Origin of the sequence: Brevundimonas sanguinis (assembly GCF_029636725.1) — a bacterium.
Taxonomy (GTDB): domain Bacteria; phylum Pseudomonadota; class Alphaproteobacteria; order Caulobacterales; family Caulobacteraceae; genus Brevundimonas; species Brevundimonas sanguinis.
The window spans coordinates 2,729,798-2,755,437 of record NZ_CP116770.1; the positions used below are offsets into that span (position 1 = coordinate 2,729,798).

Below are 25,640 nucleotides of genomic sequence, written 5' to 3' on the forward strand. Positions count from 1 at the left end.
ACGGCTACGCTTGACGCCGCCGATCGGTCAAAACCGCATGGAATCCCTGATGACGCCTCGCCTCCGGTTCGCCGCCGCCGTCGCCCTGGTCCCTCTGGCGCTTCCTCTGGCGCTGGCCGCTTGCAAGGGACAGGAGGCCGCCGCCCCGCCAGAGGCGCCGACGGCTCAGCCGACCTCCGAGGCCGCCGTCGCTGCGCCCGCCATACTGGGCGGCGCCCATCCGCCCAGCGCGACGCGCGAATTCCGCGACTGGACAGCGACATGCGACAACACCAATCACTGCGTCGCCTTCGGATCGGCCGAGGAAAACATGGGCTTCGTCATGGTCTCCCTGGCGCCGGGCCCTCAGGCGCGGCCCGTCGTCCATATGGGCGGCTGGGGGCTGGAGGACGGACAAGGCGACGTCTACGCCGAGATCGACGGCCGCCGCTATGCCGGCAAGAATTCCAAGATGGATGAGGAGGGCGACGTCATCGCCTTCCAGACGCCGTCGGCCCAGCTTCTGCATGATCTGGGCAATGGCTCTTTCATGGCGCTGAGGCGCGGCGACGAGAAGATGAAGGTCAGCCTGGGCGGGGCCGCCGCCGCCTTCCTGTGGATCGACGAACGTCAGGGACGATTGAGCACGCCCACGGCGCTGATCCGGCGCGGCGACCAGCCCGCGTCCAGCGTGCCGGCGGCCCTCGTCGCGCCGCGCGTGACCCTGGCCGCCGCCGTTCCCCAGAACGGCCTGCCTCAAGATGACCTGTCGCCGGCGCTGCTGGCCCATGCCAGGGTCAAGGAATGCCTGGCCGAAACCCGCCGGGGCGAGCGCTTCGAGGCGGAGGTCGAGGTCGCTCGCCTGGCCGCTGACAAGCTGCTGTGGAGCGTGCCGTGCGGCGAGGGCGCCTATAACTTCAGCCAGGCCTATTTCCTCACGACGGCAGACGGGAACGCGCCTCAGCCGGTCGCCTTCCCCACGGCCGCGGGCAGCGAGCAGACCCTGGTCAACAGCCGTTATGATCCCAAAACCCGCACCCTGTTCGCCTTCGCCAAGGGACGCGGCCTAGGCGACTGCGGCCACATGGGAGTCTGGGGCTGGACCGGCGAACGCTTCGCCCTGCTGGAGGAGAAGTCGATGCCGACCTGCACCGCCATGCCTCAGGACCTGTGGCCATCCACTTGGCGCGCAACCAAGGATTAAGTCATGAAATTCATTGCACTTTCAGGCGCTATGGCCGTGGGCTTTCTGCTGATGGCGGGACTGCCCTCCGGCAAGGCCTCAGCCCAGACACAATGCCCCGTCGGCACGGCGGCCGGTGCGGCGACCTGCGCGCCAGACGCCCCGCAGGGCGTGGACACGAGCACCATGGGCTATCGTGAACGTGTCGAGGGTCTGGGGGCCTTTGCGTTCAACACCGACACGGGCGCGGTCTATGCCTATGTCCTGCAGGGCCGCAACATCGACGCCGCCATGTTCAACGCCATGAGGAAATGCGAGCAGCCCGACCATGCCTGGGGCGTCAGCATGCGCGCGCCGACCGAACCCGACGCCAACTGTGCGCCGGTGGCCTCCTGGCGCAACGCCTGCTCGGCCGTGGCTTCGGGTCAGGTCGACGGCGTGACCCGCTATTTCTCAACGCCTGCGCGCAACGCCCGCTCGGCCCGCGCCGACGCCATCAGCCAGTGCCAGGCCAACGGCGGATCCGATTGCGCAATGGCCCATGACGCCGTCTGCACCTCGCGATCCACCCGCGTGACGCGTTACTGACAAGGCGGCCGACGCCACCCGATGGCAGGTCAGGAAAAAGGGCCGGAGGATAATCCTCCGGCCCTTCTTGTTTCTGGAAGGCGGTTAGCCGCGCATCCGTCCTTCCAGCACCGCCAGCGGCATGGAGCCGTCGCCCAGCACCTTGTCGTGGAAGGCGCGCAGGTCGAAGCCGTCCTTGGCTTGGGCTTCCTCGCGCAGGCGGGCGATGACGGTGTGACCGACCTTGTAGGCGCAGGCCTGGCCCGGCCAGACGCAGTAGCGGTTGATCTCGCTGTTCGAGGCGTCCAGCGGCTTGGCCCCGGAGGCCGCCATGTATTCGACCGCCCGTTCACGGCTCCAGCGCTCGGAGTGGATGCCGGTGTCGACCACCAGACGCACCGCGCGGAACAGATAGGACATCAGGAAGCCGACGCGACCCAGCGGATCGGTCGCATAGGCGTCCAGATCGTTGGCGGCCACCGCCTCGGCGTACAGCGCCCAGCCCTCGTTGAAGGCCGAGAAGCCGCCCGCGCGGCGCCATTGCGGCAGCTCCCCCGACTCGCGTTGCAGCGCCACCTGCAGGTGGTGACCCGGCGAGGCCTCGTGATAGGTCAGGGTCGGCAGGGCGAACTTCGGCCAGTTCCCGCTGTCGCGCAGGTTGATGTAGTAGGCGCCCGGGCGCGAGCCATCCAGCGGCGGCCCCTGATAATATCCGCCCGGCGCGCCCGACTGGATCGACACCGGCACGCGGCGCACCTCGACGTGGGTCTTGGGCAGGCGGCCGAAGACGGCGGGCAGTTTCGGTTCAAGCGCCGCGACCTGTTCGTTCAGCCACTTCAGCAGGTCTTCCTTGCCCGCGTCGGTGTTGGGGAACAGCTGGGCCGGGTCCTTGTTCAGCGCCTGAACCCGCTCGCCGACCGTGCCCTGGGTCATGCCCTGAGACTTCAGGATGGCGTCGATCTCGGCGGTGATCTCGGCAACCTGTTCGACGCCCATAGCGTGGATTTCCTTGGCCGAGAGGGTTGTCGTCGTGTTCGACTTCAGCCCGGCGGCGTAGAAGGCCTCGCCGTCCGGCAGGCGCCACACGCCCGCGTCGTGCACGGCCTTCGGCCGAACCGCCTCCAGCGCCTCGATCTGGCGGGCCAGGGCCGGTTTGACCTTCTCGTCCACCAGGGCGGCGGCGCGCGCGTCATAGCCCGACAGGTTCAGCGCCCCGGCCTTGCGGACCAGCGACTGGATCATGGCCATGTCGGCGGCGGGCGTGTCGCGCAGGGTGCGGATCTGCGGCAGCATCCGGTCGATGATGAAGTCCGGCGCGATCACGCCCAGACCGGCGTCTTCCTTGATCTTGTCCGTCTCGCCGTCCAGCACGCCCGCAAAGGCCTCCAGCCGCGACAGGAAGGCGTCGGCGCCGGCCGCGTCCTCGATGCGGTGCTGGTTGTCCATGAAGTCGGGCGTCGAGAAATAGGCGCCCGACAGCTGGGTCACGACATAAGGCGACGGGCGGCCCGGCCCCGCGCCATAGTCGAAGCGCGCCGTCTGAGCCGACGTCTCGCGCCCGAAGGCGGCGATGGCGTAGTTCAGCGCCCCGGCCTCGGACAGGCCCTTCTGGTCAAACGCCTTCAGCTCGTCCCAGCGTTTGATCGCCTTTTCGCGATCCTTGCGGATGGCGTCCGGGCCGGCCTCGCTGAGCTTGGACGACAGGCCCGCGCGGGCGTCCTTGTCCAGACCCAGGTTGGTGGCGCGCTCGGGCGCCTCGTCGATGTCGGCCTCGAACCAGCCGTCCAGCAGGGCGTTCAGGCGCGCGTCGGCGTCGCTGGCGGCGGCGGCGGCGCACTGGGCCAGCATGGGCGCTGCGACGGCGGTCGCAGCGGCGCTCAGCAAGAGATTGCGGCGATTGATCATTCAGGTACTCCCCCCAAAAGAAGCCGCGCCGCGCCGGGCGTTGCTCCACACTCACGCTCAATGAAGGACCGGCGCGTCCCGAAATCCGGTCGCCGTCAGACCGGGGTCCAGGCGTTCATGGTCCGCTCCAGCACCGTCAGCGGCACGCCGCCCAGAGCCAGCCCCGTGTCATGGAAGCCCTTGATGTCGAAGCGCGGTCCCAGGCGCCGTTTGGCGTCTTCGCGCAGCTTGACCCAGGTGGTGTGGCCGACCTTGTAGCTGGAGGCCTGCCCCGGCCAGACGCAGTAGCGCTCGACCTCGGTGGCGATGCTGGATTCCTGATCGCCCAGCGTATCGACCATGTAGCGGATGCCCTGTTCGCGGCTCCAGCGCTTGTGGTGCAGACCCGAGTCCACGACCAGACGCGCGGCGCGGAACATCAAGGATTGCAGGTAGCCGATCTGGCCAAAAGGATCGTTCTCATAGGCGCCGATCTCGTCCGCCAACTGCTCCGAATACAGGCCCCAGCCCTCGGAATAGGCCGAGAAGCCCATGACCTTCATCAGCAGCGGGGTGTCCGGCTGCTCCATCTGCAGGGCGATCTGGAAGTGATGGCCCGGCACGGCCTCGTGATAGGTCAGGGTCGGCAGTGTCCACTTGGGCCACTCCGCCGTGTCGCGCAGATTGATGTAGTAGGCGCCCGGCCGCGAGCCATCCAGGGCCGGCGCCATGTAGTAGCCGCCCGGCGCCCCGGCCTCGATGGCCTTGGGCACGCGACGGATGTCGCAGGGCGACTTGGGCAGGCGGCCGAAATAGTCCGGCATGCGGGCCTGCATGGCCGCCATCTGGACGTTCAACTCCTTCAGCAGCTCTTCCTTGGCCTCGTCCGTGTTCGGATAGACGAAGCGCGGATCCTTGCCGAGGGCGGCGATGCGCTGGCCGACCGTGCCTTGCGTCAACCCTTGCGCCTTCAACAGGCCGTCGGCGCGGGCCGAGATCTCGGCCACCTGGTCCAGCCCCATCTGATGCACCTCGTCCGGCGTCATCGAGGAAGTGGTGTAGTTCTTCAGCCCATAACGATAGTAGGCCTCGCCGTCCGGCAGACGCCACACGCCGCCGTCGTGCGTCGCGCCCGCGCGCACCGCCTTCAGGGCGTCGGCCTGGCGTTGGATGGCCGGATAGACCTCTCGCGTCAGGATCGTCTGCGCCCGTGCGGCCCAGTCGCCGGGGATGTTCTTCTCGGCCGTACGGCGCGCGATCGACTGGCTCATGACCGAGTCGGCCACGGCCGTGCCGGTGATGGCGTCCATCTGCGTCAGGGTGCGGTCGATGACGAAGTCCGGCGGCACGGCCCCGGCGGCGTAGTCGATCTGCATGCGCTCGCGTTCGTCGTCCAGGCTGCGGGCGAAGTCCGACAGGCGCGACAGATAGGCCTCGGCGTCATCCGCCGCCTCGATGCGGTGCTGGCTGTCGAGGAAGTCGGGGATCTGCTGATAGGACCCGCCCAACTGGCTGATCGTATAGGGCGAGGGATACATGCCGCCGCCATAGGGGAAGGCGTAGCCTTCCATCACCGTCTCGCCGAAGAAGGTCAGGGAGTCGTGATAGATCTGCTCCTTGGCCGGCAGGGCGTTGCGGTCGATGGCCGCCATGTCCTTCATGGCGGCGACGAACTTGACCTTGTCGGCCTCGACCTTGGCCTGGCTGCGGTCGCTCAGCTTGAAGCGGGCGTCGGCCATCGGCCCCCGGTCCATGCCGAGCATGGTCAGGGCTTCCGGATCGCTCAGCAGCATCTCCTGCGCGATCCGGTCCATCAGGGCGTTGAAGTCGGCCGAAGCGGTCTGCGCCGCAGCGCCATGGGCAAGGGCGCGCACGGGTCCGATCGCGGCCAGCGCTCCCCCCGCGGCGACCGACATCAACAGGCGGCGGCGATCCATCATGAGCTTCCTCCCAAAAGCGATGGGCCGGGATGCTAGCGAAGCGATGGCCGCCCGCAAGGCTTGATCGTCGCCTTGCGGGTTAAGTCTGCGTCATTCGTCGTGCAAAAGCGCGCTCAGCGCGTCACGTGGGCCTTGATGCAGTCGCGCACGGCGCGCTTCAGGTCGCCCGGCGCGTTCGGCTCGTCCACGCCCTCGGCGGCGAAGACGGCGCGCACGGCGGCGTCCAGCCCCTTGGGCAGGGCGGCGATAACCTTCTTCTGTCCCTTCTCATGCAGGCAGAAGCCGACCTGGTTGCACAGGTCGGCGAACATGGAATCGAAATCGGGGGCGGCGTCGGTCATTTTACTCAGGCTTTCAGCCGCTTGGCGTGGAAGGCCACATGGTCGTCCACGAAGCTGGCCATGAAGAAGTAGGAATGGTCATAGCCCGGCTGCATCCGCAGGGTCAGCCCCTGACCGGCCTTTTGCGCCGCCGCCGTCAGCAGTTCCGGCTTCAGCTGATCGGTCAGGAAGGAATCGGCGTCGCCCTGATCCACCAGAATGTCGTCGAACACGCGGTTTCCATCTGCATCTTGGGCCGCCCCGCCCTCGATCAGCAGGGCCGCGTCATGCTTGGCCCATTGCGTCCGATCCTCGCCCAGATAGGCGGTAAAGGCCTTCTCGCCCCAGGGACAGCGCGTCGGTGACGAGATCGGCGCAAAGGCCGAGACCGACTTGAACAGTTCCGGATGACGCAGCGCCAGCGTCAGCGCCCCGTGCCCGCCCATCGAATGGCCGAAGATCGAGCGCGTCTTCGTCGTCGGGAACTGGGCGTCGATCAGCTCGATCAGCTCGCCCGTGACATAGCTTTCCATGCGGAAATGCGGCGCCCACGGCGCTTGCGTCGCATCGACATAGAAGCCCGCGCCCTGCCCCAGGTCATAGGCGGCGTCGTCGGCCACGCCTTCGCCGCGCGGCGAAGTGTCGGGCGCGACGATGATGACGCCGTGTTCGGCGGCGGCCTTATAGGCGCCCGCCTTGGTGGTGAAGTTGTCCTCGGTGCAGGTCAGCCCCGACAGCCAGATCAGGACCGGGAACGGCCCCTCGCCAGCAGGCACAAAGACCGACAGCGTCATGGGCGTGCCCGTCGTCGCGCTGTCGTGCTTCAGATAGCGCAGCGTCCCGCCGTGAACGACGTGGCTCTTGACCGTTTCCATAAGCTCTACTCCTGAAGATCAGTCCGGCCAGACCTTGGCCATGAAGTCGTCGTCGAGGACGCCGCCGTCCTCGGAGAAATGCGCGTACCAGTCGCGCGGGATCGGGGCGACCGCGCCTTCGGGCGGGGCGCCGCCGCCCCAGGCGTCGAACTGCAGACCCACCAGGATCGGCCCTTGGCGCACGGGCGGCGCCTTCACGGCCTCGGCCGCGGCGGTCAGGGCCGCGACGACCTCCGGCTGCATCGGCGGCTCGCCGGTGACGACCCAGGCCCTGGAGCGTTCGCCCGGTTTGACCATCAGCAGCATCATGCCCGAGGCGCCCGTTTGCGTCGGCTGGGCCGTGGCGGCGGCGCTGACCGCCTCCTCTACGCGCAGAAGATAGGGCGAAAGGTCGGAAACCTCGATCCGCGCCTTCATCAGGCGGTCGGGCAGATAGAGCACCACCTGCTTGCGGACCCAGGCCGGCGCGGACGCTTCGGCCGGGGGCGGCGTCTCGCCCTCGCGCGGCGTGCAGGCGGCCAGCGCCGCGACCGCCGCAACGCTCATGATCGACACGATAGCCGCCCTGGTCGTCATCGCTTCAGCCCTCAGCCCGGCCGGTGAACGGCGCAGATCTTGTTGCCCGCCGGATCGCGCAGATAGGCCAGGTGCAGCACGCCGAAGGGGCTGTTGCGCGGGCCGGCCGGATCCTCGATCGCCACGCCGCCCGCCGCCACTCCGGCCTCGGCGAAGGCGACGACCGCCTCGGGACTGGCCGCCGCAAAGCCGATGGTGCCGCCGTTGGCGTGACAGGCCGCCTGACCGTCGCGCGGCTTGACCACGCCCAGCATTCCGCGCGGCGTCATATACCAGACGCCCGGCATCGGCGCTTCGCTCAGCGTGCCCGGCGGGTGGCCCAAGGCGCCCATCACGGCGTCATAGAACTTGTGCGAAGCCTCGAGATCGTTGGCCCCCAGGGTGACGTGCGTGAACATAGTCTTCTCCCGATTGTGCTCCCGGCCGGCTGACCGGGAGCCGCAAGCTAGGCGGCCTTAGTTTCGTTTGGCAACGCTCTTTTAGAAGACGATGACCGAACGGATGCTCTTGCCTTCGTGCATCAGGTCGAAGGCCTTGTTGATGTCTTCCAGGGCGAAGGTGTGGGTGATCATCGGGTCGATCTCGATCTTGCCGTCCATGTACCAGTCGACGATCTTGGGCGTGTCGGTGCGGCCGCGCGCGCCGCCGAAGGCCGAGCCCTTCCAGACGCGGCCGGTGACCAGCTGGAACGGACGCGTCGCGATCTCCTTGCCCGCCTCGGCCACGCCGATGATGATGCTCTCGCCCCAGCCGCGGTGGCAGGATTCCAGCGCCTGGCGCATGACGTCGGTGTTGCCGGTGCAGTCGAAGGTGTAGTCGGCGCCGCCGTCGGTCAGGCGCACCACCTCGGCCACCACGTCGGAGACGTTCTTCGGATTGATGAAGTCCGTCATGCCGAAGCGACGGCCCCACTCTTCCTTGTCGTCGTTGATGTCCACGCCGATGATCTTGTCGGCGCCGACCATCTTGAGACCCTGGATGACGTTCAGGCCGATGCCGCCCAGGCCGAAGACCACGCAGTTGGAGCCCGGCGTCACCTTGGCGGTGTTGGTCACGGCGCCCACGCCCGTGGTCACGCCGCAGCCGACGTAGCAGGCCTTATCGAACGGGGCGTCCTTGCGGATCTTGGCCAGGGCGATCTCGGGCAGCACCGTATAGTTCGAGAAGGTCGAGCAGCCCATGTAGTGGGCGATCGCCTGGCCCTTGTAGCTGAAGCGCGAGGTGCCGTCGGGCATGAGGCCCTTGCCCTGGGTCGCGCGGATCGAGGTGCACAGGTTGGTCTTGCGCGACAGGCACGACTTACACTGGCGGCATTCCGGCGTGTACAGCGGGATGACGTGGTCGCCGACCTCGACCGAGGTCACGCCTGCGCCCACCTCCACCACCACGCCCGCGCCCTCGTGGCCGAGGATCGACGGGAAGATGCCCTCGGAATCCAGGCCGTCCAGCGTATAGGCGTCGGTGTGGCACACCCCGGTCGCCTTGATCTCGACCAGCACCTCGCCGGCGCGCGGCCCCTCCAGATCGACCTCGACGATCTCAAGCGGGCGTTTGGCTTCGAAGGCGACGGCGGCGCGGGTTTTCATGATCTTGATCCTTGGGAGGTCCCTAACGCTCGCCGCACGGCGGCTCGCTGCTTGAGGGACAGAAGGCTTGAGTAGTGATTTGCGTCTGTTCTACGCCCGTCGCGGCGGGGCGGATATGGCGACAACCGCAAAACATTATTGCCCTACTGCAACAATCATGATCGAACGTCCCCATGAGCCGCTGGGACGGGATCGACGAATTCACCGCTGTCGCCGAACAGGCCAGCTTTTCGGCCGCCGCCCGGCGCCTTAGCCTGTCGACCTCGGCCGTCAGCCGCGAGATCGCGCGGCTGGAGGATCGGCTGCAGACCCGCCTGCTCCACCGCACCACCCGCCGGGTCGAGCTGACCGACGCGGGGCGCGACTTCCTGGCCCGCTGCCGCCGCCTGATCGACGAACGCGACGAGGCCCTGGCCGCCGTCCAGCCCGACGATCAGGCCCCGCGCGGCCTGCTGCGGATGACCTGCTCCGTCTCCTATGGCGAGCGCTTCATCGCCCCCGCCGTCAACGCCTTCGCACGCCAGAACCCGGAACTGCGCATCGAGCTGGACCTCGACAATCGTCTCAGAGACCTGGTCGGCGACGGCTATGATCTGGCGGTGCGCTTCGGCCACCTGACCGACTCCCGCCTGATGGCGCGACGGCTGGCGTCGCGGCGGCTGATCCTGTGCGCCAGCCCCGACTATCTGGCCCGGCGCGGCGCCCCGCGCGACCTGTCCGAGATCGCTAGCCACGACGGCCTGATCGGCTCGGCCGAGCACTGGCGCTTCACGGAGGCGGGGCGCGAGGTCAGCCTTCGCCCCACCGGCCGCTGGCGCTGCAACTCCGGCGCGGCGGTGCTGGACGCGGCCCTGCAGGGCCTCGGCCTGTGCCAGCTGCCCGACTTCTACGTCGCCGAGGCCTTGGCCAGCGGCGCCCTCGTCTCCCTGCTGGATGGGGCCCGCCCGCCCGACGAAGGCGTCTGGGCCGTCCACCCACACCCCCGCCACGTCCCGCCCAAGGTCCGAGCCATGATCGACTGGCTGCACGAAAGTCTCGCCCAGAGGAGCCCCGCATGAACCTTGTCGTCCTGACCGGCGCCGGCGTCTCGGCCGAGAGCGGCGTGCCGACCTTCCGCGCCTCGGACGGTCTGTGGGAGGGGCATCGCGTCGAGGCGGTGGCGACGCCCGAGGGCTTCGCGGCGAACCCGGCCTTGGTGCAAGACTTCTACAACCAGCGCCGCCGCCAGTTGGGGAGCGTCCACCCCAACGCCGCGCACCGGGCGTTGGCTGATCTCGCGGCACGGTGGGCGGGCGACTTCCTGCTGGTGACCCAGAATGTCGACGACCTGCACGACCGGGCGCACGCGCAGACGCCGCCCGCCGCAGGCTTCGAGCTGATCCACATGCACGGCGAGCTGAAGAAGGCGCGCTGCACCGCCTCGGGCGTGGTCTGCGACTGGGACGGCGACCTGGCGCCCGCCCACCCCTCGCCCCATCACCCGCGCGGTCGTTTGCGCCCGCACATCGTCTGGTTCGGCGAGATTCCGCTGGAGATGGAGCGGATCGAGCGGGCGCTGTCCGCTTGCGACCTGTTCGTCTCCATCGGCACCTCGGGCGCGGTCTATCCGGCGGCGGGCTTCGTCCAGCTGGCGCGCATGGCTGGAGCACGGACGGTGGAGATCAATCTGGAACCGACGCAGGGCGCGCGCCTGTTCGACGAGGGCGTCTATGGCCCCGCCAGCGAGACCGTGCCCGCGTTCTTCGAGACGCTGTAAGGCTCCCCCTCGCCGTCATCCTCGGGCTTGACCCGAGGATCAAGGGAAGCGGTGCGCTCATGCTTTCCAACCGGCCGCAGGCGGGCAACCCGATCCTCGGGTCAAGCCCGAGGATGACGGCGGATAAGAGAACACTACCCCCTCGGCCCGAACAGGATGATCGCGGCGCCGATCAGGCAGACCGCGCCGCCGATGAGGTCCCAGCGGTCCGGCGTCGTCTTCTCGACCAGCGCCATCCACGCCAGCGAGGCGACGATATAGACCCCGCCATAAGCCGCGAACGCCCGCCCCGCCGCCTCGGCCGGGACCAGCGTCAGCAGCCACGCAAAGGCGATCAGGCTGAGCACGCCCGGCGCCAGCCACCACGGCGAACGATCCAGCTTCAGCCAGGCCCAGAAGGCGAAGCAGCCGCCGATCTCGGCCAGGGCCGCGAGGGGATAGACGAGGGCGAGTTTCACTCCCCCTTCTTCGCCGCCTCAGCCCGCTCGGCCGCCAGCTTGGCCAGCACCCGGCCGCGGCCCTTGGCCAGGGCGTGGATGGCGCCGCGCATGGTGGCGACTTCCTGTTCGGTGAAGGCGGCGCGGCCCAGCATGACGCGCAGGTTCTGGCTCATCGAGCGCTTCTTCTCGGGCGGATAGAAGAAGCCGCCGTTGTCCAGCTCCGCCTCCAGATGTTCGTACATGCCTAGCAGCAGGTCGTTCGACGCGGGCGGCTCGCCCTCGCGGAAACGCGGCGGCGGGGCGTCCAGGATCAGGGTGCGCCACTCATAGGCGTTGATCGCCACCGCCTGCGCCAGGTTCAGCGAATGGTGCTTCGGGTCGATCGGAATGGTGGTGATCCCGGCGCACAGGGCGATGTCGCCCGTCTCTAGCCCCGCCCGCTCGCCGCCGAACAGCAGGCCGGTCTTCAGCCCCGAGGCCGTGTCGTCATACAGAAGGCGGGCGCTCTCGCGCGGGGTGCGCACCGGCTGGCGCGTCTCGCGCGGGCGGGCGGTGGTGGCGAAGACGGTGTGCAGATCGGCCACCGCCTCGGCCACGCTGTCGAACACCTTGACCCCGTCCAGCACCCAGTCGGCGCCGGACGCCGTGGCCCAGGCGCGCTCCTGGGGCCAGCCGTCGCGCGGGCTGACCAGCCGCAGCTCGGACAGGCCGAAATTGGCCATGACGCGGGCGACCGCGCCGATATTGTCGGCCATCTGGGACTTGTCGAGGACGACGACGGGAGGGGTGAGTTCGCTCATGGGCGCTGTGTAATCCTTCTGCCCCGGCGCGAGAAGCGCGCTTGCCTCCTTCTTCGCCGCACCCATATCCTCGGCAACACCTTCTGTTTCCGAAAGCCGCCGCCATGACCGCGCCCGCCTCCAAGCCGCTGAAGATCGACTTCGTCTCCGACGTCATGTGCCCGTGGTGCGCCGTGGGGCTCGGCGGACTCGAACAGGCTTTGGAGCGTCTGGAAGGCGAAGGGATCGCCGCCGACATCGCCTTCCAGCCGTTCGAGCTGAACCCCGACATCGCCCCCGAGGGCGAGAACATGGGCGAGCACCTGGCCCGCAAATACGGCTCCACCCCCGAACAGTCGGCCGCCAACCGCGCCGCCATCACCGCCCGCGCCGCCGAGGTCGGGGTCGAGATGAACTTCCGCGACGACAGCCGCATGTGGAACACCTTCGACGCCCACCGCCTGCTGCACTGGGCCGGTCTGACCGCGCCGGACAAGCAGGCGGCGCTGAAGCACGCCCTGTTCGGCGTCCACTTCACCAAGGGCCTCAACGTCTCGGACGCCGGCGTCCTGACCGAGGCCGCCGAGGCCGCCGGGCTGGACCGCGCCGAGGCGGCCGAGGTGCTGGCGTCCGGCCGCTATATGCAGGAGGTCCGCACGGCGCAGGCCCTGTGGCGCGCGCGGGGCATCACTTCCGTCCCCGCCGTGGTGGTGGAGGACAAATACCTGATCTCCGGCGGCCAGCCGACGCAGGTGTTCGTCAACGCCCTGCGCGAGATCGCGGGCAAACGCTAAAGCCCTTCTCCCCTTGTGGGAGAAGGTAGACGGCGAAGCCGGACGGATGAGGGGTGCGAGCGCCCCGTTTTCCAATCAACCCGAGGGAGCGAAAGCGCGTCATGTCGCGCCGACACCCCTCATCCGGCCCTTACGGGCCACCTTCTCCCTCAAGGGGAGAAGGGTTGGAAAAACAGAGTCCAATTCGTCTGAATCGTCTGCAATCGCCGCCCTCTCTTCCCGCTCGATGCGGGCGCTGAGGACGGCGAGGCGGGCCTCGACGGCGCGGCGGCCGAGCAGGTCGTCGGGGGCCAGGCGGGCGGCGTCGCGGGCGACGGCGGCGACCGCCTTCATGTCGGCTTCCAGCGTGTCGAGCGGGTCCGGTTCAGGCGCAGGCGGCGGGCTTTCCGGCTCGGCGGCGGCCAGAAGGGTTGGGTCGGTCAGCGCCCGCCAGGTGCGCAGCCACGACGCCGCCTCGGCCGCCCGGCCGCGCCGCACAGCCCGGTTCAGCCGCATCAGGGCCTGAGCCGCCATCGCGGCCAGATCGGGGGCGTCCGCGGCCGCATCCTCGACCGGATCGTCCTCGTCAGGCCACGGATCGGGGTCCCCCGCGTCGCAGCGGCGCCAGCCCTCGCGCGCGGCGCGGGACCGCAGCGTCCCCAGCTTCAGCCCATAGCGGTCGCAGACGGCCTCGGCCGTATCCCCGGCCAGATAGTCGCGCCGCGCCGCCGCCCAGGTCGCCTCGGAGCGGACGCGATAGCCGTCCCGCGGCGCCGGGTCTTCGCCGTCATGGCCGCGCGGGGCGTCATCGTCGTTTGGAGGGGGCGTCTCGGCCCGCTCGGCGGTCGAGGGCCGCACATGGTCGGGGATGTAGGTGGTGTCGCCGTACTCGTCCTGCTCCCACCGTCCGGAGGCGATGATGCGCGGCGCCTCCTCATGCCATTCCTTCTCGGGCCAGTCCTTCTCCCGCCCGCCCGAAGCCTGATGGTCCATCGCGCCGCCTCCTGCCTGAAAGGCGGAGGATGAAGGGCGGGTGCGTCAGGATCGGACGGGGCTTCTCCTCCCTACGCAGTGGGGAGGTGGATCGGCGGCGAAGCCGACGAGACGGAGGGGCCGCTTGGTTCCGCTGCTGTAAAGCCCCTCCACCGCTACGCGGTCCCCCTCCCCATTGCATGGGGAGGAAAGAGAATCAGGCCCGCTTGCGTTTGGGTTCTAGCTTCGGCGCGGCGGCGCCCGTGACCAGATGGCCCTTCCAGCCGGGCGGCGGCAGGAACTTGCCGGACTGCTCCTCGCGCGTGCCATGCTTGGCCATCTCGGCGGCGCGACGGCCAGCCTTGAGGATGGTTTCGTGGTCGAAGAATGACTTGGTCATCGTGGATGCCAGTCTAGCAGTTCGAGGGTGTCGCCGCCACTTGCATAGACTTTCCACTCGTCGGCCAGCGGCTTGTAGACGGTTTCGAGGTAGTCGAGGCTGAGCGGATAACGCCGTCTCAGCGTCTCTTCGGGAATGCCGTGGCCGCCGCGCGCGACCCGATGCGCGACGCGGGCGATGGAGGCCTCGACCGAGGGCAGGCGCAGATAGACCAGTTCGAAACGGTATCCGGCCGCCTTCCAGTCGCGGATGCGGCGGGCGTGGGTGCGCGTGGCCAGCGTCGTCTCCAGCACCACGTCGGCGCGGGCGGCAGTCAGTTCGTCCAGCCGCTCCAGCACCAGCCGCCCGGCGGTCAGATCACGACCGGGGCCATGCGGCAGGGACCGCGCCACTTCGTCGGGATTGACGAACTGAAACGCCTCGGCCCGTTCCCGCAGGAAGCCGTTGATGAAGGTGGTCTTTCCGGCGCCGTTCGGCCCGGCGAGGAGGACGAGGGTGGGCATGACTGCCTACTGCGCTTTTAACCCTCTCAGCGCTTTTAGAATTCTCATGCCCGCCTGAAATTCTATGGCACTACCAGTATAGCGAGATTCATAAAGACCTTGGAGATTGGAAGGCAGCGATACGCCCTGCTCGACAACCAATATGAACCTCCCTCGGTAGAGGGCCATCGCGGCGCCAATTTCGATCAAGACGTTCGGGTTGATCTGCGGATGCTCCTTGCCATCTGCGTCGGTTAGGACACCCTCCGAGCCTACGTGGATTACGGCAGCGCTACAGCTCCGCATGTCATCCATTACTTTGTCGGGGATTGGCTTGGCAGCGGTCTCAGTTCTAGTTGAGATTATAGGTTCAAAACCGCCTAGCTCGACGACTTCCTTAATCTGATCCAAGATCGCATGGTTCTTGCCATGCGTGATAAAGACACGGTTTGTGTTGCTGGCGTTAGCCGCAACTGCCGGGGCCGAAACAGCAGGAGGCAGCACTGAAACTGGCACCTCATGCTCGCTTTGTGTGATGTCACAGTCATCAAGCTCGGAGTGCTGGGGCGAGCGGTCGGCGACCGGTTGCGCGACGTCTAGGGACACAAACGGACCGGTCTTTGTTTGTTTGATGAAGCCGACGTGCTCGCCGTTCCGCTTGAGGAGCGAAAGTACGCTGTCAGCCCGATCTTTGGGAATGCCCTTCTGAATCAAGACATTGGCCGCGATGTCGTCACGCGGGAATTTTGCGCGGTCATAGTGACGGAAAAACTCGCCAAGGATGCGTGGCTTGAGCGCCGCTTCCTGTAAAGCAATGGTGTCCTCGCCTTCGCTCGTGGGAGCTACTACTCGGCGGCCTAAATCAGTGAGACTAATTTCGGATGCGTTATATCCACCGTCCGTCAAACCGTATGCTAGCGAAGCTCCGCATAAGTTCCGCCAGCTTCCACTCGTAGGGCTTAGATTTAAGGCCATAGCTACGTTGTGAGGAGCTGTTGCCTTACCAGCATAGTGTTCCCAAAGTCCTGCGGGAATGCGTAGAGCCTCTTCAAGGGAAAAGTTGGGGGAGTCGGATTGGCTGATCCGCGTCCGTTTCGGCTCGTTCTTTGGTTCAGGCATCACCGATTTTCCTTTGCTCATGGAACAAAGGTGGTACACGAATCCATGTTCGTCAACCGTCGTTCAATCGAAAAATTGGTTCGATTTGGCTACGGCTCATCAATGCAATGATTTTAAAGAAAAATTCTTATCGGATCGAAACGGCGTGACCGCTTGGTCACGCCGTTTTCCGTAGTTCACACCTTCACCTCAATCTCCCCGCCCCCGGCTCTGAACTTCGCGCTCATCTCGGCCATGCCCGCCTCGGCGGCCGTCAGGCTGGCGCCCGCGTCGTTCTGGGCCTTGGCGGCGTCGCGGATGTCCTGGCTGATCTTCATGCTGCAGAACTTGGGGCCGCACATGGAGCAGAAGTGGGCGGTCTTGTGCGCCTCCTTCGGCAGGGTCTCGTCGTGGAATTTGCGGGCGGTCTCGGGGTCCAGGGAGAGGTTGAACTGGTCCTCCCAGCGGAACTCGAAGCGCGCTCTGGAGAGGGCGTCGTCGTGGGCGCGGGCGCCGGGGTGGCCCTTGGCCAGGTCGGCGGCGTGGGCGGCGATCTTGTAGGTGATGACGCCGTCCTTGACGTCCTGACGGTCGGGCAGGCCCAGATGCTCCTTGGGCGTGACGTAGCAGAGCATGGCCGTGCCGAACCAACCGATCATGGCCGCGCCGATGGCCGAGGTGATGTGGTCGTAGCCGGGGGCGATGTCGGTGGTCAGCGGGCCAAGCGTATAGAAGGGCGCCTCGTGGCAGTGCTTGAGCTGCTCGTCCATGTTGGCCTTGATCTTGTGCATCGGCACGTGGCCGGGGCCTTCGATCATGACCTGGCAGCCCTTGGCCCAGGCGATCTTGGTCAGTTCGCCGAGGGTGCGCAGCTCGGCGAACTGGGCCTCGTCATTGGCGTCGGCGATGGAGCCGGGGCGCAGGCCGTCGCCGAGGCTGAACGAGACATCATAGGCGCGCATGATGTCGCAGATGTCCTCGAAATGCTCGTAGAGGAAACTCTCCTTGTGGTGGGACAGGCACCACTTGGCCATGATGGAGCCGCCGCGCGAGACGATGCCCGTCACGCGTTTCGCCGTCATCGGCACGAAGGGCAGGCGCACGCCCGCGTGGATGGTGAAGTAGTCCACGCCCTGTTCCGCCTGTTCGATCAGGGTGTCGCGGAAGACTTCCCACGTCAGATCCTCGGCGATGCCGTTCACCTTCTCCAGCGCCTGATAGATGGGGACGGTGCCGATCGGCACGGAGCTGTTGCGGATGATCCAGTCGCGGATGTTGTGGATGTTGCGGCCCGTCGACAGGTCCATGACGTTGTCGGCGCCCCAGCGGGTGGCCCAGACCAGCTTGTCCACCTCGTCATCGACGCTGGACAGGACGGCCGAGTTGCCGATGTTGGCGTTGATCTTCACCAGGAAGTTGCGGCCGATGATCATCGGCTCGACTTCGGGGTGGTTGATGTTGTGCGGGATGATGGCGCGGCCGCGCGCGATCTCCTGACGCACGAACTCGGGCGTGACGAAGTCGGGGATGGCGGCGCCGAAGTCTTCGCCGTCGCGGATGCAGGGGGCGTTCTGCTCGCGGCGCAGGTTCTCGCGGATGGCGACGTATTCCATCTCGGGCGTGATGATGCCCGCCTTGGCGTATTCGTACTGGGTGACGGGGCGGCCTTCGACGCCCTTGAACACCTGATGGTTAGAGGTGTCGAAGCGGGGAGCCAGGTGCTTGCCGGAGGCGTGGCCGTTGTCTTCGGGTTTGACCTCGCGCGGGTTGGCGACGGGGGCGATGTCGCCGCGATCCAGCTGCCAGCTGGATTTGACCTTGGGCAGGCCCTTCTTGATGTCGATGGTCACGGACGGGTCGGTGTAGGGGCCGGAGCTGTCATACATCGTCACCGGCGGCTCATTGGCGCTGGGGTGGACGGCGACCTCGCGGAAGGGGACGCGGATGTCGGGGAAGAGCTCGCCCGCGACATAGACCTTGCGGCCGCCCGCGCGGGGGCCGGTGGGGATCGTGCCGTGCTCGGCGGCGACTTGTTGGCGCGCTTCGCTGAGAGGGAGGCTATCGCTCGCGACGCGGTCGCTCGCTGCTTGAGCCTCGGTCGGCGTTTGGGTGTCGGTGACGTGGATATTCATTGTGGCGGCCTCCTGCGAGAAGAGGTCCGCCGGCGCGGTATGAGCGCCCCGACGCCGGGCGTCGAAAGCGGTGAACTCGTCCCTTCGCCGGCATGACCCGGATCAGGTTCGACGGGTCAGGCGCCTACGCCAATCTCAGCCGCTCGATCGCGACCCCCCGGAGAACACGGCAAGCCTAGCCCGTTTGCGGGGCGGGTCAAGCGAAGCGATGGGAATAAGAGAGGGGGCGGCCCGGCTTCTCAGTCGGGGGGGCGTTAAGGCCGGGCCGCCGCAGACTGCGTCGGGGTTGGGGGGGCGTCCGACGGGTCCGATTGCTGAACCCCCGACCGCGAGGTTGGTTCCGCCGCCGGTCGCCTGTTAACGCGCTTTATCGAACAATAATCATTTTTGTGGGGCCGCCGCTTCAGACGGCGCGTCGGCGGCGCTCTAGTTGCAGCACAGCGCCGCCCGCCAAGAGGCCGCCCAGCAGGATCATGGCCCATTCGGTCAGTGTCGGAACGGGCGCAGGCGGGGGGACTACGGCGCCGATTGTCCTGGTCAAAGACGCCGAGTTGTTGACTGGATTAGAATCTGGCGTATCGGAGGTCACTGACGCGACGTCGACAATATCGTCGCCAAGCGACGCGCTCGACGACAGCGACGTAACGACCGTGTAGGTGACCCGATCCCCAGGCGAAAGCGCCCCCGAACACTGAATGATGGAGCCGGACTGGTGTCCGACGCACCCGCCGGTGGCGCTTACCCAGATCAGATGAGGCGACAGCGTATGGGTCGTCACCACATTCGCAGCTGCAGCCGGGCCGTAATTGGTGACGGCGATCGTATAGGTGATCAGGTCGCCCGGCTCGGGCGACGCCGGACTGGAAGAGATCCCGATCGCCAGGTCCGCCTGGGGGGCCGCGACGGCAGTCGTAGCCAGGGACAGCAAGAGCCCGAAGGCGAGACCGGCAAGGAACTTCATCGTACTTGACCTTCGACAGATAGCGCCGCGTCGAACAATGTAATCATCGGTTAGTCAATAGAGATCGACGATTTTTAGGGTTATCCGGCGCTGCCGAGCTTTACCTTGCACGCCTTCCGCTCGCATGAGAGCCGCGTGGAGGCGGACGTGCCGCGGGGAGATCGACATGAGCAAGGTTCTGGGGGTGCTGGGGGGCATGGGGCCGGCCGCGACGGTGGCTTTTCTGGCGCGGGTTCAGGCGCTGACGCCGGCCAGGGCGGATGAAGACCATGTGCGGGTCATCGCCGACATCAATCCTCAGGTCCCGAACCGTCACACCCAGTCCGAGGCGGCGGGGCGGGCGCTGGGCGAGATGGCGCAGGCGTTGAAGACGGCGGGGGCGCAGGTGCTGGCCATGCCGTGCAATACGGCCCACGCCCATGCGGCCGCCATCCGCGCGGCGGGCCTGCCCTTCATCGACATGGTGGCGGAAACGGCCAGGGCGGCGGCTGGGACCGGGGCGCGGCGGGTCGGGGTGCTGGCGACGCCGGGCGGGATGCGGCTCTACGCCGAGGCTTTGGCGGCCGAGGGGCTGGCGATGGTCGCCCCCTCCCCCGCCGAGGGCGAACGGTTCATGCAGGTCGTGTTCGCGGTGAAGGCGGGCGAGGTCGGCCCCGATCAGCGCGCGGCCATGCGCGATCTGGCGCAGGCCCTGATCGCGGCAGGCGCCGAGGCTGTGATCGGCGGCTGCACCGAGGTGCCGCTGCTGCTGGATCAGGCCGATGTCAGCGCGCGGCTGATCGATTCCGCCGAGGTGTTGGCGCAGGCCTGCGTCGCGGCCTGTCGATAGGCGGCCTGGCCGCCAGCCCGGGCTGTTCGGGACCGCCGCACGCTCTGACGGCGGCGCTTGGGGCGGTCCCGGCTCGCCGGGATGACGGCGTCTTCGGCAGGATCAGGTCTCCGACTTTTTGCCCATCAGGGGCGACAGCAGGCTGTTGACCTCGTCCATCTGGCCGTGGCCCTGGGCGGCGCGATGCTCAAGCTCGGCGGCGCGGCGCTCCAGCTCACGGGCGCGTTCGGCGCGGGGGTCGTCCTCGGCCACGGCGTGAAGGGCGGGGCGGCGCGCCTCCAGTTCGGCGATCAGTTCGTCGAACCGCGCCTGATTCATGTTTTCGCCTTGTTCAAACAGGGCGATCGCCTCTTCCAGAGCGACTTCAAAGGCGTCTTGATCGGGCATGGACTCATCCTCTTATGCTTACGCTTATCAATGGCCGGGGCCGTGCGCGGGTTCCGCCTTGGCCGAGGATCACGCAGGGTTTACGGGTGAGCCATGCGCATTCCCTTCGCCTTAGCCGCCCTGACGCTCCTGCTGGGCGCCTGCACCGTCTCGACCGGCGCCGAGCCTGAACCGACCCAGGTCGCGGGCGCCGTCTGCGACGTGCCGGACGACCTGCGCCCGGCCCGCCCCTATCGCATTCCGCAGGACGAGGTCGCCGCCGACGTCGCCGTCGCCTTCAACATGCTGGCGGTCAGCTGGTCGCCGCAGGCCTGCCGCAGCGGCAAGGACTATCCCGACGCCCGCTATCAGTGCGCCGCCAATCAGTTCGGCCTGACCCTGCATGGGCTTTGGCCCAATGGGGCGGACAACAAGCACCCGCGCTATTGCGCCGCGCCCGGCCCGGCCATTGCGGTCGAGACGGTGCGCGAGCATTTCTGCATGATCCCCTCGCCCAGCCTGCAACAGCATGAGTGGGCGGCGCACGGCACCTGCGGCTGGGACAGCCCCGAGGCCTATTTCGCGCAGGCCGCGAAGATGTGGGACGGGCTGAACAAACCGGACCTGGAGGCCATTCCGGCCCAGCGCCTGACCGCTGGGGCCATCCGCGACGCCTTTGTCGCGGCCAATCCAGGCTTCCCGCGCGACGGGGTCTTCATCGCCACCACCGACGGCTGGTTCCGCGAGGCGCGGCTCTGCTATTCCAAGGACTATCGGCCGATGCGCTGCCCGCGCGGTCTGGGCGCGCCGGACCGCGAGCGGCTGAAGCTGGTGCCCAGGGGCGTTCAGCAGGACGCGCAACGGGGCGTGCAAACGACCGGTTAACCAGAACAGGGTCAGGCTGCGGATCGCTGTTTCGTCCGAGGCCGTCATGTCGACCATGCTGACCCAGTCCCGCCGCCGTTCCAGCGACTACTTCATGCCCGAGGACATGGAGCCGCAGGAGCAACGCCGCCTGCGCGGCCTGCTGGATCAGATCGACTACGCCGCCTATGTCGCCAACCGCGAACTGATCGGCCATGCAATGGCTCAGGTCGACGTCGCCGCCTTTCAGAAGCTGGCCGTGCTGACGGCCCAGGCGCGGGCGCGGTGGGGGGCCGAGGCCGTGCGCCTGGCCGAATCCGGCGCCCCGGCGACGCCCGATCAGGTCGCCCGCCTGACCGCCGCCCGCACCGCCTATGACGAACTGAGCGAGGCCTATGACGGCCTGCGCCGGATGGTGGAACGCGGGTATCTTCCGCTGAAATAGCCAAGGGGGCTGACCCGATGCGTGTGATCCTTCTGCTGGCCCTACCCGTGCTTTTGACCGCCGCTCCCGCGCAAGCGCAAGCAACGGATGGCTGGGACATGGCCCAGACCGACAAGGGGCCGAGCGCCAGCATCAGCTATGAAGGCGGGCAAAGCCTCATCCTGCGCTGCTTCAACAACCGGTTGGAGGCCCTGCTGATCGGCTTTCCCGTCGAGGCGGCGCACGGCATGCGGCCTCTGACCTGGACGCAGAACGGCCAGGCGGAGCGTCAGACCTGGATCAACGTCCCCGGACAGGCCATCATGGCCGCCATCCGGCCGGGCCGCGTCGCCCGACTGTTCCACCAGGGCGGCGACCTGATCATTGAGCCGTCCCCCACGGTTCCAGTGGAACCGAACCAGCCCCGAGAGCGGGTGCGGCTGCCCCTGCCGTCGGACAACAGCGCCATCGATGCAGTGCGTGCCGCCTGTGGGACGGACCCGGATGCCGCGCGCGACGGCCTGCTGGAGACCGAGCCTTCATTTCCCAGGCCGCCCAGCCTGCGAGAGACCTGGACCCTGGCCCCGGCGCCCGACTATCCGGCCAAGGCGATGCGGTTGAGCCGTGGCGAGGTCATCTATAGCTGCGTCGTCGCCGCCCAGGGCGCTCTGGAAGACTGTCGCATCGAGTCGGAAAATCCGCCGAACGCAGACTTTGGCGTCGAAGCCCTGAAAGCCTTGCGCAAGGCGCGTCTGCGGTTGGGCCATGGGGTGGAGCCCGGACGACTGACAGTCAGCCGCTTAGTCTTCTCCTTACGCTAGGGCCTATTTTGTCGATCAGTCCAGCTTTTGGGGCCGGGTGACGATCGGGGCGTTGGGGTCGGTCTGGGCCGGGCGGGCCTGGGTCGGCGGCGGGCCCTCTGACCGGACCGGAGCGTCCGGCTGCGCCGCAGACGGCGCAGGCGCGGCGGATGGCGCCGGCGCGGCAGATGGCGCTGGCGCGGCAGGCGGCGTCACCACGATCGGCGCAGGCGTAGCGGCGGGCGGCTCAGCCGTGGGCGCAGGGATGGCCGGCGACGGGGCAGAGGGCGCGGGCGCCCTTGTCGTCGGGCGAGCCGGGACCAGCGCTGGGCGCGCGGACGCGGGGCTGACGTTGCGTGAAGGCGCGGGAGCGGCCGCAACGGCGGCGGGCGCCTCGGCGACGGTCGGCGCGGGCGCAGGCGTTTCAACCGGCGCGGCGGGGGTTTCGATCACCGGGGCTGGCGCGGCGGCGGGCGCCTCGACGGCGGCATCCTGCGCGCCGGAGCGGGCCAGCAGCCAGACCGTCACGGGAACCAGAACGGCCGCCGCCGCGACGCCGACATAGAGCGGCCAGCGCGAGCGGGGCTTGGCTGCAGGCGAGGCCAGCGGCGCAGCGACAGGCTCGACCGGTTGGGGCGCGCGCGTTGCGGGCTGCGGCGCGGAAAACGGCGAAGCAGCAGACATCGGGGCGGCGGGCGTCGGGCGCGGCGCGGGCGGCGGGGTCGGGCGGGCGGCGACGCTCGGCTGCGACGCGGGTTGGGGCGCGGCCGGTCGAGGCGCGGCTGACTGGGGCGCGGCAGGCTGGGGAGCGCCGACCGGGGCGGGCTGGCGACGCGGCACCATCGACCCGCTGAAGACGCCCGATGGACGGGGCGCGGACACCGGGGGCGTCGGCTTTGCGGGCTGAGGCTGGGCAGGCTGGGGCTGGGCGGGCTTTGGTTGCGCCGGTTTGGGGTGCGGCGGCATGGCGGTCAGGCGGGCCAGGCCTTCGTCGCGCGGCAGGGGGCCGACGTGGAAGGCGGCCTGGGGCGGGCGGCCCCAGGTGATCTGGCCCCGCCGGAACGGGGCTGAAGCGCGCGGCGCGGCGTCCGGCGCCGGGTTGTCGGTCGATGGGGTCTTGTCGTCGGCGTCGGACATTCGGTCTCCGGCGCTCAGGCGAGCGCGCATCAGGTCGAAAAGGCGTTTGAGGGCCAGGACGGTGAGCGCCGAGTTCGGCGCTTTCGTGGCCTTCAGTTCTTCAGACGATAGCCGGTCTTGAAGATCCAGCCCACCGCCGCCAGACAGGCGAAGAAGAAGCCCAGCGTGGCCAGAAGGCTGGCCTGAACGCTGACGTCGCCCACGCCGTAGAAGGCCCAGCGGAAGCCCGAGATCAGATAGACCACCGGATTGAACAGGGCGACCGTGCGCCAGCCCTCGGGCAACATCTCGATCGAATAGAAGGCGCCGCCCAGGAAGGTCAGGGGCGTGACGATCAGCATGGGCACGAGCTGCAGCTGCTCGAAATTCTGCGCCCAGACGCCGATGATGAAGCCGAACAGGGCGAAGGTGGTCGAGATCAGGATCAGGAAAGCCAGCATCCAGAAGGGGTGCAGGATGTGCAGCGGCACGAACAGCGCCGCCGTGGCCAGGATGATCAGCCCCAGGACGGCCGACTTGGTCGCCGCCGCCCCGACATAGGCCAGCACGATCTCGAGCGACGACACCGGCGCCGACAAGATTTCGTAGATGGTGCCGGTGAACTTCGGAAAATAGATGCCGAAGCTGGCGTTGAAGATCGACTGGGTGAACAGGCTGAGCATGATCAGCCCCGGCACGATGAAGGCGCCGTAGGGGACGCCGTCCACCTCGGTCATGCGGCTGCCGATGGCCCCGCCGAAGACGACGAAATAGAGCGAGGTCGTGATGACCGGCGTCACCAGCGACTGCCACAGGGTGCGCAGCGACCGGGCCATCTCGAAGCGGTAGATGGCCCAGACTCCGTGGCCGTTGAAACGCATCACGCCGCCTCCTCCTCGCGATCGCGGTGGACCAGGCTGACGAAGATGTCCTCCAGCGACCTCTGGCGGGTGTTCAGGTCCTTGAAGCCGATGCCGAGGTCCGACAGGCGGCGCAGCAGGGAGGGCACGCCGGTCTTCTCGGCGTGGGAATCGAAGACGTATTCCAGTTCGCAGCCGCCGTTCTTCAGCTCCAGCGGCCACTCGGCCAGCTCGGCCGGCAGGGCGGCCAGCGGCTCCTGCAGGTTCAGGGTCAGGGTCTTGCGGCCCAGCTTTCGCATCAGGTCGGCGGTCGTCTCGACCAGGATCAGTTCGCCCTCGAGGATGACGCCGACGCGGTCGGCCATCTCCTCGGCCTCCTCGATGTAATGAGTGGTCAGGATGATGGTCACGCCGCGATCGCGCAGCCGACGCACCAGGGCCCACATGTCGCGGCGCAGCTCGACGTCCACGCCCGCCGTGGGCTCGTCCAGAAACAGGATGTCGGGCTCGTGGCTCAGGGCCTTGGCGATCATGACGCGGCGCTTCATCCCGCCGGACAGGGTCATGATCTTGGCGTCCTTCTTGTCCCACAGGGAGAGGTCGCGAAGGATGCGCTCGATGTGGGCCGGGTTCGGCGGCTTGCCGAACAGGCCGCGGCTGAAGGTGACGGTGGCCCAGACGGTCTCGAAAGCGTCGGTCGTCAGCTCCTGCGGCACCAGGCCGATCTTGGCCCGGGCGGCGCGGTAGTCGGACTGGATGTCATGGCCGTCGGCCAGGATGGTCCCGCTGGTCGGGGTGACGATGCCGCAGACGATGGAGATCATCGTCGTCTTGCCCGCCCCGTTCGGCCCCAGCAGGGCGAAGATCTCGCCCTTGCGGATTTCGAGGTCCAGCTGCTTCAGCGCCTGGCGCCCGGTCTTATAGGTCTTGGTCAGGCCCTGGATGGCGATGACTGGCGGCATGGAACCTCCCTGGGCGTGGTTTCGCAGATAGGCGTGACCCGCGAGGCGCTCAAGGCCCTCCCCACTATCGCGCCGAGCGTAAGTCATCCGCCATGGAACCGCGCGCGTAAACCTGTGTTCGTTCCACGGAGACAGCCATGCCCCTCGCCGCCCCGATTTCCCGCCGTCTCGCCGTCGCGACGCCCCTGATCGCCCTGGCCGCAAGCCTGGCCGCGTGCGTCACGGCCCCGCCGATGAGCGCGGTGCGCGCGCCTCAGCCGCTCAAGACCATCGACGCGGAGCGCCTTTGGTCGGGACGTTGGCATGAGGTGGCGCGTCTGCCGATGAAGATCACCGACGGCTGCGTCGCCGGCGCCAGCGCCTACGTCTTTTCGCCGCCCGCCCAGGTCGCGGTGCGCGACACCTGCCAGGTGGACACGCCGGAAGGCCGGGAGAAGGCCATCGAAGGGCGCGGCCAGATCCTGGATCCGGGCGTGAACGCCAAGCTGCGGGTCAGATACTTCTGGGGCTTCGTCACCTGGGATTACTGGGTGCTGGATCGCGCCGAAGACTACAGCTGGTTCATCTCGGCCGATCCGACGTTCGATCGGCTCTTCATCTATACGCGGGACGTCCCGAGCGCCGACCAGCTCGCCCGCCTGACGCGGCGGGCCGGAGAACTGGGCTATGACGTCAGTCGACTCGAGTACCCCGCTCTACCTGCACGCTGAGGATCG

At 67.9% G+C, this 25,640-nt stretch carries 29 protein-coding genes and 1 riboswitch; of the genes, 10 read left to right on the plus strand and 19 right to left on the minus strand.

Annotation, left to right across the window (positions count from 1 at the left end):
- The first annotated feature begins 49 nt into the window (after positions 1-49).
- Both PIB44_RS13420 and PIB44_RS13425 read left to right on the plus strand, forming a co-directional pair.
- Entirely contained in the window at positions 50-1,183 is a 1,134-nt protein-coding gene (locus PIB44_RS13420; protein WP_278069742.1) for a DUF1176 domain-containing protein, read from the plus strand.
- Between the two features lie 3 nt (positions 1,184-1,186).
- Positions 1,187-1,750, plus strand: coding sequence for a DUF4189 domain-containing protein (locus PIB44_RS13425; RefSeq protein WP_082891397.1), 564 nt, complete (start codon positions 1,187-1,189; stop codon positions 1,748-1,750).
- Positions 1,751-1,834: 84 nt separating this feature from the next.
- On the opposite strand, the gene PIB44_RS13430 is transcribed toward PIB44_RS13425, so the two are convergent.
- The 7 genes from PIB44_RS13430 to PIB44_RS13460 all read right to left on the minus strand — a co-directional run bounded on the left by PIB44_RS13430 (position 1,835) and on the right by PIB44_RS13460 (position 8,910).
- The gene (locus tag PIB44_RS13430) at positions 1,835-3,634 is read right to left on the minus strand and encodes a DUF885 domain-containing protein (RefSeq protein WP_278069743.1); all 1,800 of its coding nucleotides are present in this window, start codon (positions 3,632-3,634) and stop codon (positions 1,835-1,837) included.
- 95 nt (positions 3,635-3,729) lie between these two features.
- Positions 3,730-5,553: a DUF885 domain-containing protein gene (locus tag PIB44_RS13435; RefSeq protein WP_278069744.1), complete on the minus strand. Its 1,824-nt coding sequence runs from the start codon at positions 5,551-5,553 to the stop codon at positions 3,730-3,732.
- A gap of 113 nt (positions 5,554-5,666) precedes the next feature.
- Positions 5,667-5,894 (minus strand): hypothetical protein, encoded by a 228-nt coding sequence (locus PIB44_RS13440; protein WP_025977973.1) that lies wholly within the window; start codon positions 5,892-5,894, stop codon positions 5,667-5,669.
- Positions 5,895-5,899: 5 nt separating this feature from the next.
- Entirely contained in the window at positions 5,900-6,748 is an 849-nt protein-coding gene (gene fghA / locus PIB44_RS13445) for an S-formylglutathione hydrolase (RefSeq protein WP_278069745.1), read from the minus strand.
- Between the two features lie 18 nt (positions 6,749-6,766).
- Complete coding sequence (locus PIB44_RS13450) at positions 6,767-7,324, minus strand: hypothetical protein (RefSeq protein ID WP_278069746.1); 558 nt, start codon at positions 7,322-7,324, stop codon at positions 6,767-6,769.
- Between the two features lie 11 nt (positions 7,325-7,335).
- Positions 7,336-7,722, minus strand: a complete 387-nt coding sequence (locus tag PIB44_RS13455; RefSeq protein ID WP_278069747.1) for a VOC family protein — start codon at positions 7,720-7,722, stop codon at positions 7,336-7,338.
- 81 nt (positions 7,723-7,803) lie between these two features.
- On the minus strand, positions 7,804-8,910 hold the full coding sequence (locus PIB44_RS13460; RefSeq protein ID WP_278069748.1) for an S-(hydroxymethyl)glutathione dehydrogenase/class III alcohol dehydrogenase: 1,107 nt from the start codon (positions 8,908-8,910) through the stop codon (positions 7,804-7,806).
- 173 nt (positions 8,911-9,083) lie between these two features.
- On the opposite strand from PIB44_RS13460, the gene PIB44_RS13465 reads away from it, so the two are divergent.
- Both PIB44_RS13465 and PIB44_RS13470 read left to right on the plus strand, forming a co-directional pair.
- The gene (locus PIB44_RS13465; protein ID WP_278069749.1) at positions 9,084-9,968 is read left to right on the plus strand and encodes a LysR family transcriptional regulator; all 885 of its coding nucleotides are present in this window, start codon (positions 9,084-9,086) and stop codon (positions 9,966-9,968) included.
- Positions 9,965-10,666 (plus strand): NAD-dependent deacylase, encoded by a 702-nt coding sequence (locus PIB44_RS13470; protein WP_278069750.1) that lies wholly within the window; start codon positions 9,965-9,967, stop codon positions 10,664-10,666. The genes PIB44_RS13465 and PIB44_RS13470 overlap by 4 nt, the downstream gene beginning before the upstream one ends.
- 134 nt (positions 10,667-10,800) lie before the next feature.
- Here the strand turns inward: PIB44_RS13470 and PIB44_RS13475 are convergent, their stop codons facing one another.
- Together PIB44_RS13475 and PIB44_RS13480 are read right to left on the minus strand one after the other, a co-directional pair.
- Complete coding sequence (locus PIB44_RS13475; protein ID WP_025976865.1) at positions 10,801-11,124, minus strand: YnfA family protein; 324 nt, start codon at positions 11,122-11,124, stop codon at positions 10,801-10,803.
- Positions 11,121-11,906 (minus strand): RNA methyltransferase, encoded by a 786-nt coding sequence (locus PIB44_RS13480; protein ID WP_278069751.1) that lies wholly within the window; start codon positions 11,904-11,906, stop codon positions 11,121-11,123. Before PIB44_RS13480 ends, PIB44_RS13475 begins: the two co-directional genes overlap by 4 nt.
- Positions 11,907-12,010: 104 nt before the next feature.
- On the opposite strand from PIB44_RS13480, the gene PIB44_RS13485 reads away from it, so the two are divergent.
- Positions 12,011-12,679: a DsbA family oxidoreductase gene (locus PIB44_RS13485; RefSeq protein ID WP_278069752.1), complete on the plus strand. Its 669-nt coding sequence runs from the start codon at positions 12,011-12,013 to the stop codon at positions 12,677-12,679.
- Positions 12,680-12,778: 99 nt separating this feature from the next.
- Here PIB44_RS13485 and PIB44_RS13490 read toward each other — a convergent pair whose 3' ends face one another.
- The 6 genes from PIB44_RS13490 to PIB44_RS13515 form a co-directional block, all read right to left on the minus strand.
- Positions 12,779-13,651, minus strand: a complete 873-nt coding sequence (locus PIB44_RS13490; protein ID WP_278069753.1) for a hypothetical protein — start codon at positions 13,649-13,651, stop codon at positions 12,779-12,781.
- A gap of 196 nt (positions 13,652-13,847) precedes the next feature.
- Entirely contained in the window at positions 13,848-14,030 is a 183-nt protein-coding gene (locus PIB44_RS13495) for a hypothetical protein (RefSeq protein ID WP_278069754.1), read from the minus strand.
- Positions 14,027-14,533 (minus strand): ATPase, encoded by a 507-nt coding sequence (locus PIB44_RS13500; RefSeq protein ID WP_278069755.1) that lies wholly within the window; start codon positions 14,531-14,533, stop codon positions 14,027-14,029. Before PIB44_RS13500 ends, PIB44_RS13495 begins: the two co-directional genes overlap by 4 nt.
- A 6-nt stretch (positions 14,534-14,539) precedes the next feature.
- Complete coding sequence (locus PIB44_RS13505; RefSeq protein ID WP_278069756.1) at positions 14,540-15,631, minus strand: TIR domain-containing protein; 1,092 nt, start codon at positions 15,629-15,631, stop codon at positions 14,540-14,542.
- A 176-nt stretch (positions 15,632-15,807) separates the two neighbouring features.
- On the minus strand, positions 15,808-17,742 hold the full coding sequence (gene thiC, locus PIB44_RS13510) for a phosphomethylpyrimidine synthase ThiC (protein ID WP_278069757.1): 1,935 nt from the start codon (positions 17,740-17,742) through the stop codon (positions 15,808-15,810).
- A 61-nt stretch (positions 17,743-17,803) separates the two neighbouring features.
- Positions 17,804-17,912, minus strand: a riboswitch (TPP riboswitch).
- A 233-nt stretch (positions 17,913-18,145) separates the two neighbouring features.
- Positions 18,146-18,703, minus strand: a complete 558-nt coding sequence (locus tag PIB44_RS13515; RefSeq protein WP_227157485.1) for a DUF11 domain-containing protein — start codon at positions 18,701-18,703, stop codon at positions 18,146-18,148.
- 166 nt (positions 18,704-18,869) lie between these two features.
- On the opposite strand from PIB44_RS13515, the gene cuyB reads away from it, so the two are divergent.
- Positions 18,870-19,532: a cysteate racemase gene (cuyB, locus tag PIB44_RS13520; protein ID WP_278069758.1), complete on the plus strand. Its 663-nt coding sequence runs from the start codon at positions 18,870-18,872 to the stop codon at positions 19,530-19,532.
- A 102-nt stretch (positions 19,533-19,634) separates the two neighbouring features.
- Here cuyB and PIB44_RS13525 read toward each other — a convergent pair whose 3' ends face one another.
- Complete coding sequence (locus tag PIB44_RS13525; RefSeq protein ID WP_025976860.1) at positions 19,635-19,919, minus strand: hypothetical protein; 285 nt, start codon at positions 19,917-19,919, stop codon at positions 19,635-19,637.
- 93 nt (positions 19,920-20,012) lie between these two features.
- On the opposite strand from PIB44_RS13525, the gene PIB44_RS13530 reads away from it, so the two are divergent.
- The 3 genes from PIB44_RS13530 (at position 20,013) to PIB44_RS13540 (ending at position 22,007) form a co-directional block, all read left to right on the plus strand.
- On the plus strand, positions 20,013-20,783 hold the full coding sequence (locus PIB44_RS13530; RefSeq protein WP_278069759.1) for a ribonuclease T2 family protein: 771 nt from the start codon (positions 20,013-20,015) through the stop codon (positions 20,781-20,783).
- 46 nt (positions 20,784-20,829) lie between these two features.
- Positions 20,830-21,207 carry a hypothetical protein gene (locus PIB44_RS13535; protein ID WP_278069760.1) on the plus strand — a complete coding sequence of 126 codons (378 nt, stop codon included), beginning with the start codon at positions 20,830-20,832 and terminating at the stop codon, positions 21,205-21,207.
- Positions 21,208-21,305: 98 nt separating this feature from the next.
- Positions 21,306-22,007: a TonB family protein gene (locus PIB44_RS13540; protein ID WP_278069761.1), complete on the plus strand. Its 702-nt coding sequence runs from the start codon at positions 21,306-21,308 to the stop codon at positions 22,005-22,007.
- A gap of 15 nt (positions 22,008-22,022) precedes the next feature.
- Here the strand turns inward: PIB44_RS13540 and PIB44_RS13545 are convergent, their stop codons facing one another.
- The 3 genes from PIB44_RS13545 to PIB44_RS13555 form a co-directional block, all read right to left on the minus strand.
- Positions 22,023-23,123 (minus strand): hypothetical protein, encoded by a 1,101-nt coding sequence (locus tag PIB44_RS13545; protein WP_278069762.1) that lies wholly within the window; start codon positions 23,121-23,123, stop codon positions 22,023-22,025.
- A 92-nt stretch (positions 23,124-23,215) separates the two neighbouring features.
- Positions 23,216-23,983, minus strand: coding sequence for an ABC transporter permease (locus tag PIB44_RS13550; protein WP_025977718.1), 768 nt, complete (start codon positions 23,981-23,983; stop codon positions 23,216-23,218).
- On the minus strand, positions 23,983-24,924 hold the full coding sequence (locus tag PIB44_RS13555; protein WP_278069763.1) for an ABC transporter ATP-binding protein: 942 nt from the start codon (positions 24,922-24,924) through the stop codon (positions 23,983-23,985). The genes PIB44_RS13550 and PIB44_RS13555 overlap by 1 nt, the downstream gene beginning before the upstream one ends.
- Before the next feature lie 137 nt (positions 24,925-25,061).
- Here PIB44_RS13555 and PIB44_RS13560 point away from each other — a divergent pair, with 137 nt between their 5' ends.
- Positions 25,062-25,634: a lipocalin family protein gene (locus PIB44_RS13560; protein WP_278069764.1), complete on the plus strand. Its 573-nt coding sequence runs from the start codon at positions 25,062-25,064 to the stop codon at positions 25,632-25,634.
- Positions 25,635-25,640 lie beyond the last annotated feature (6 nt).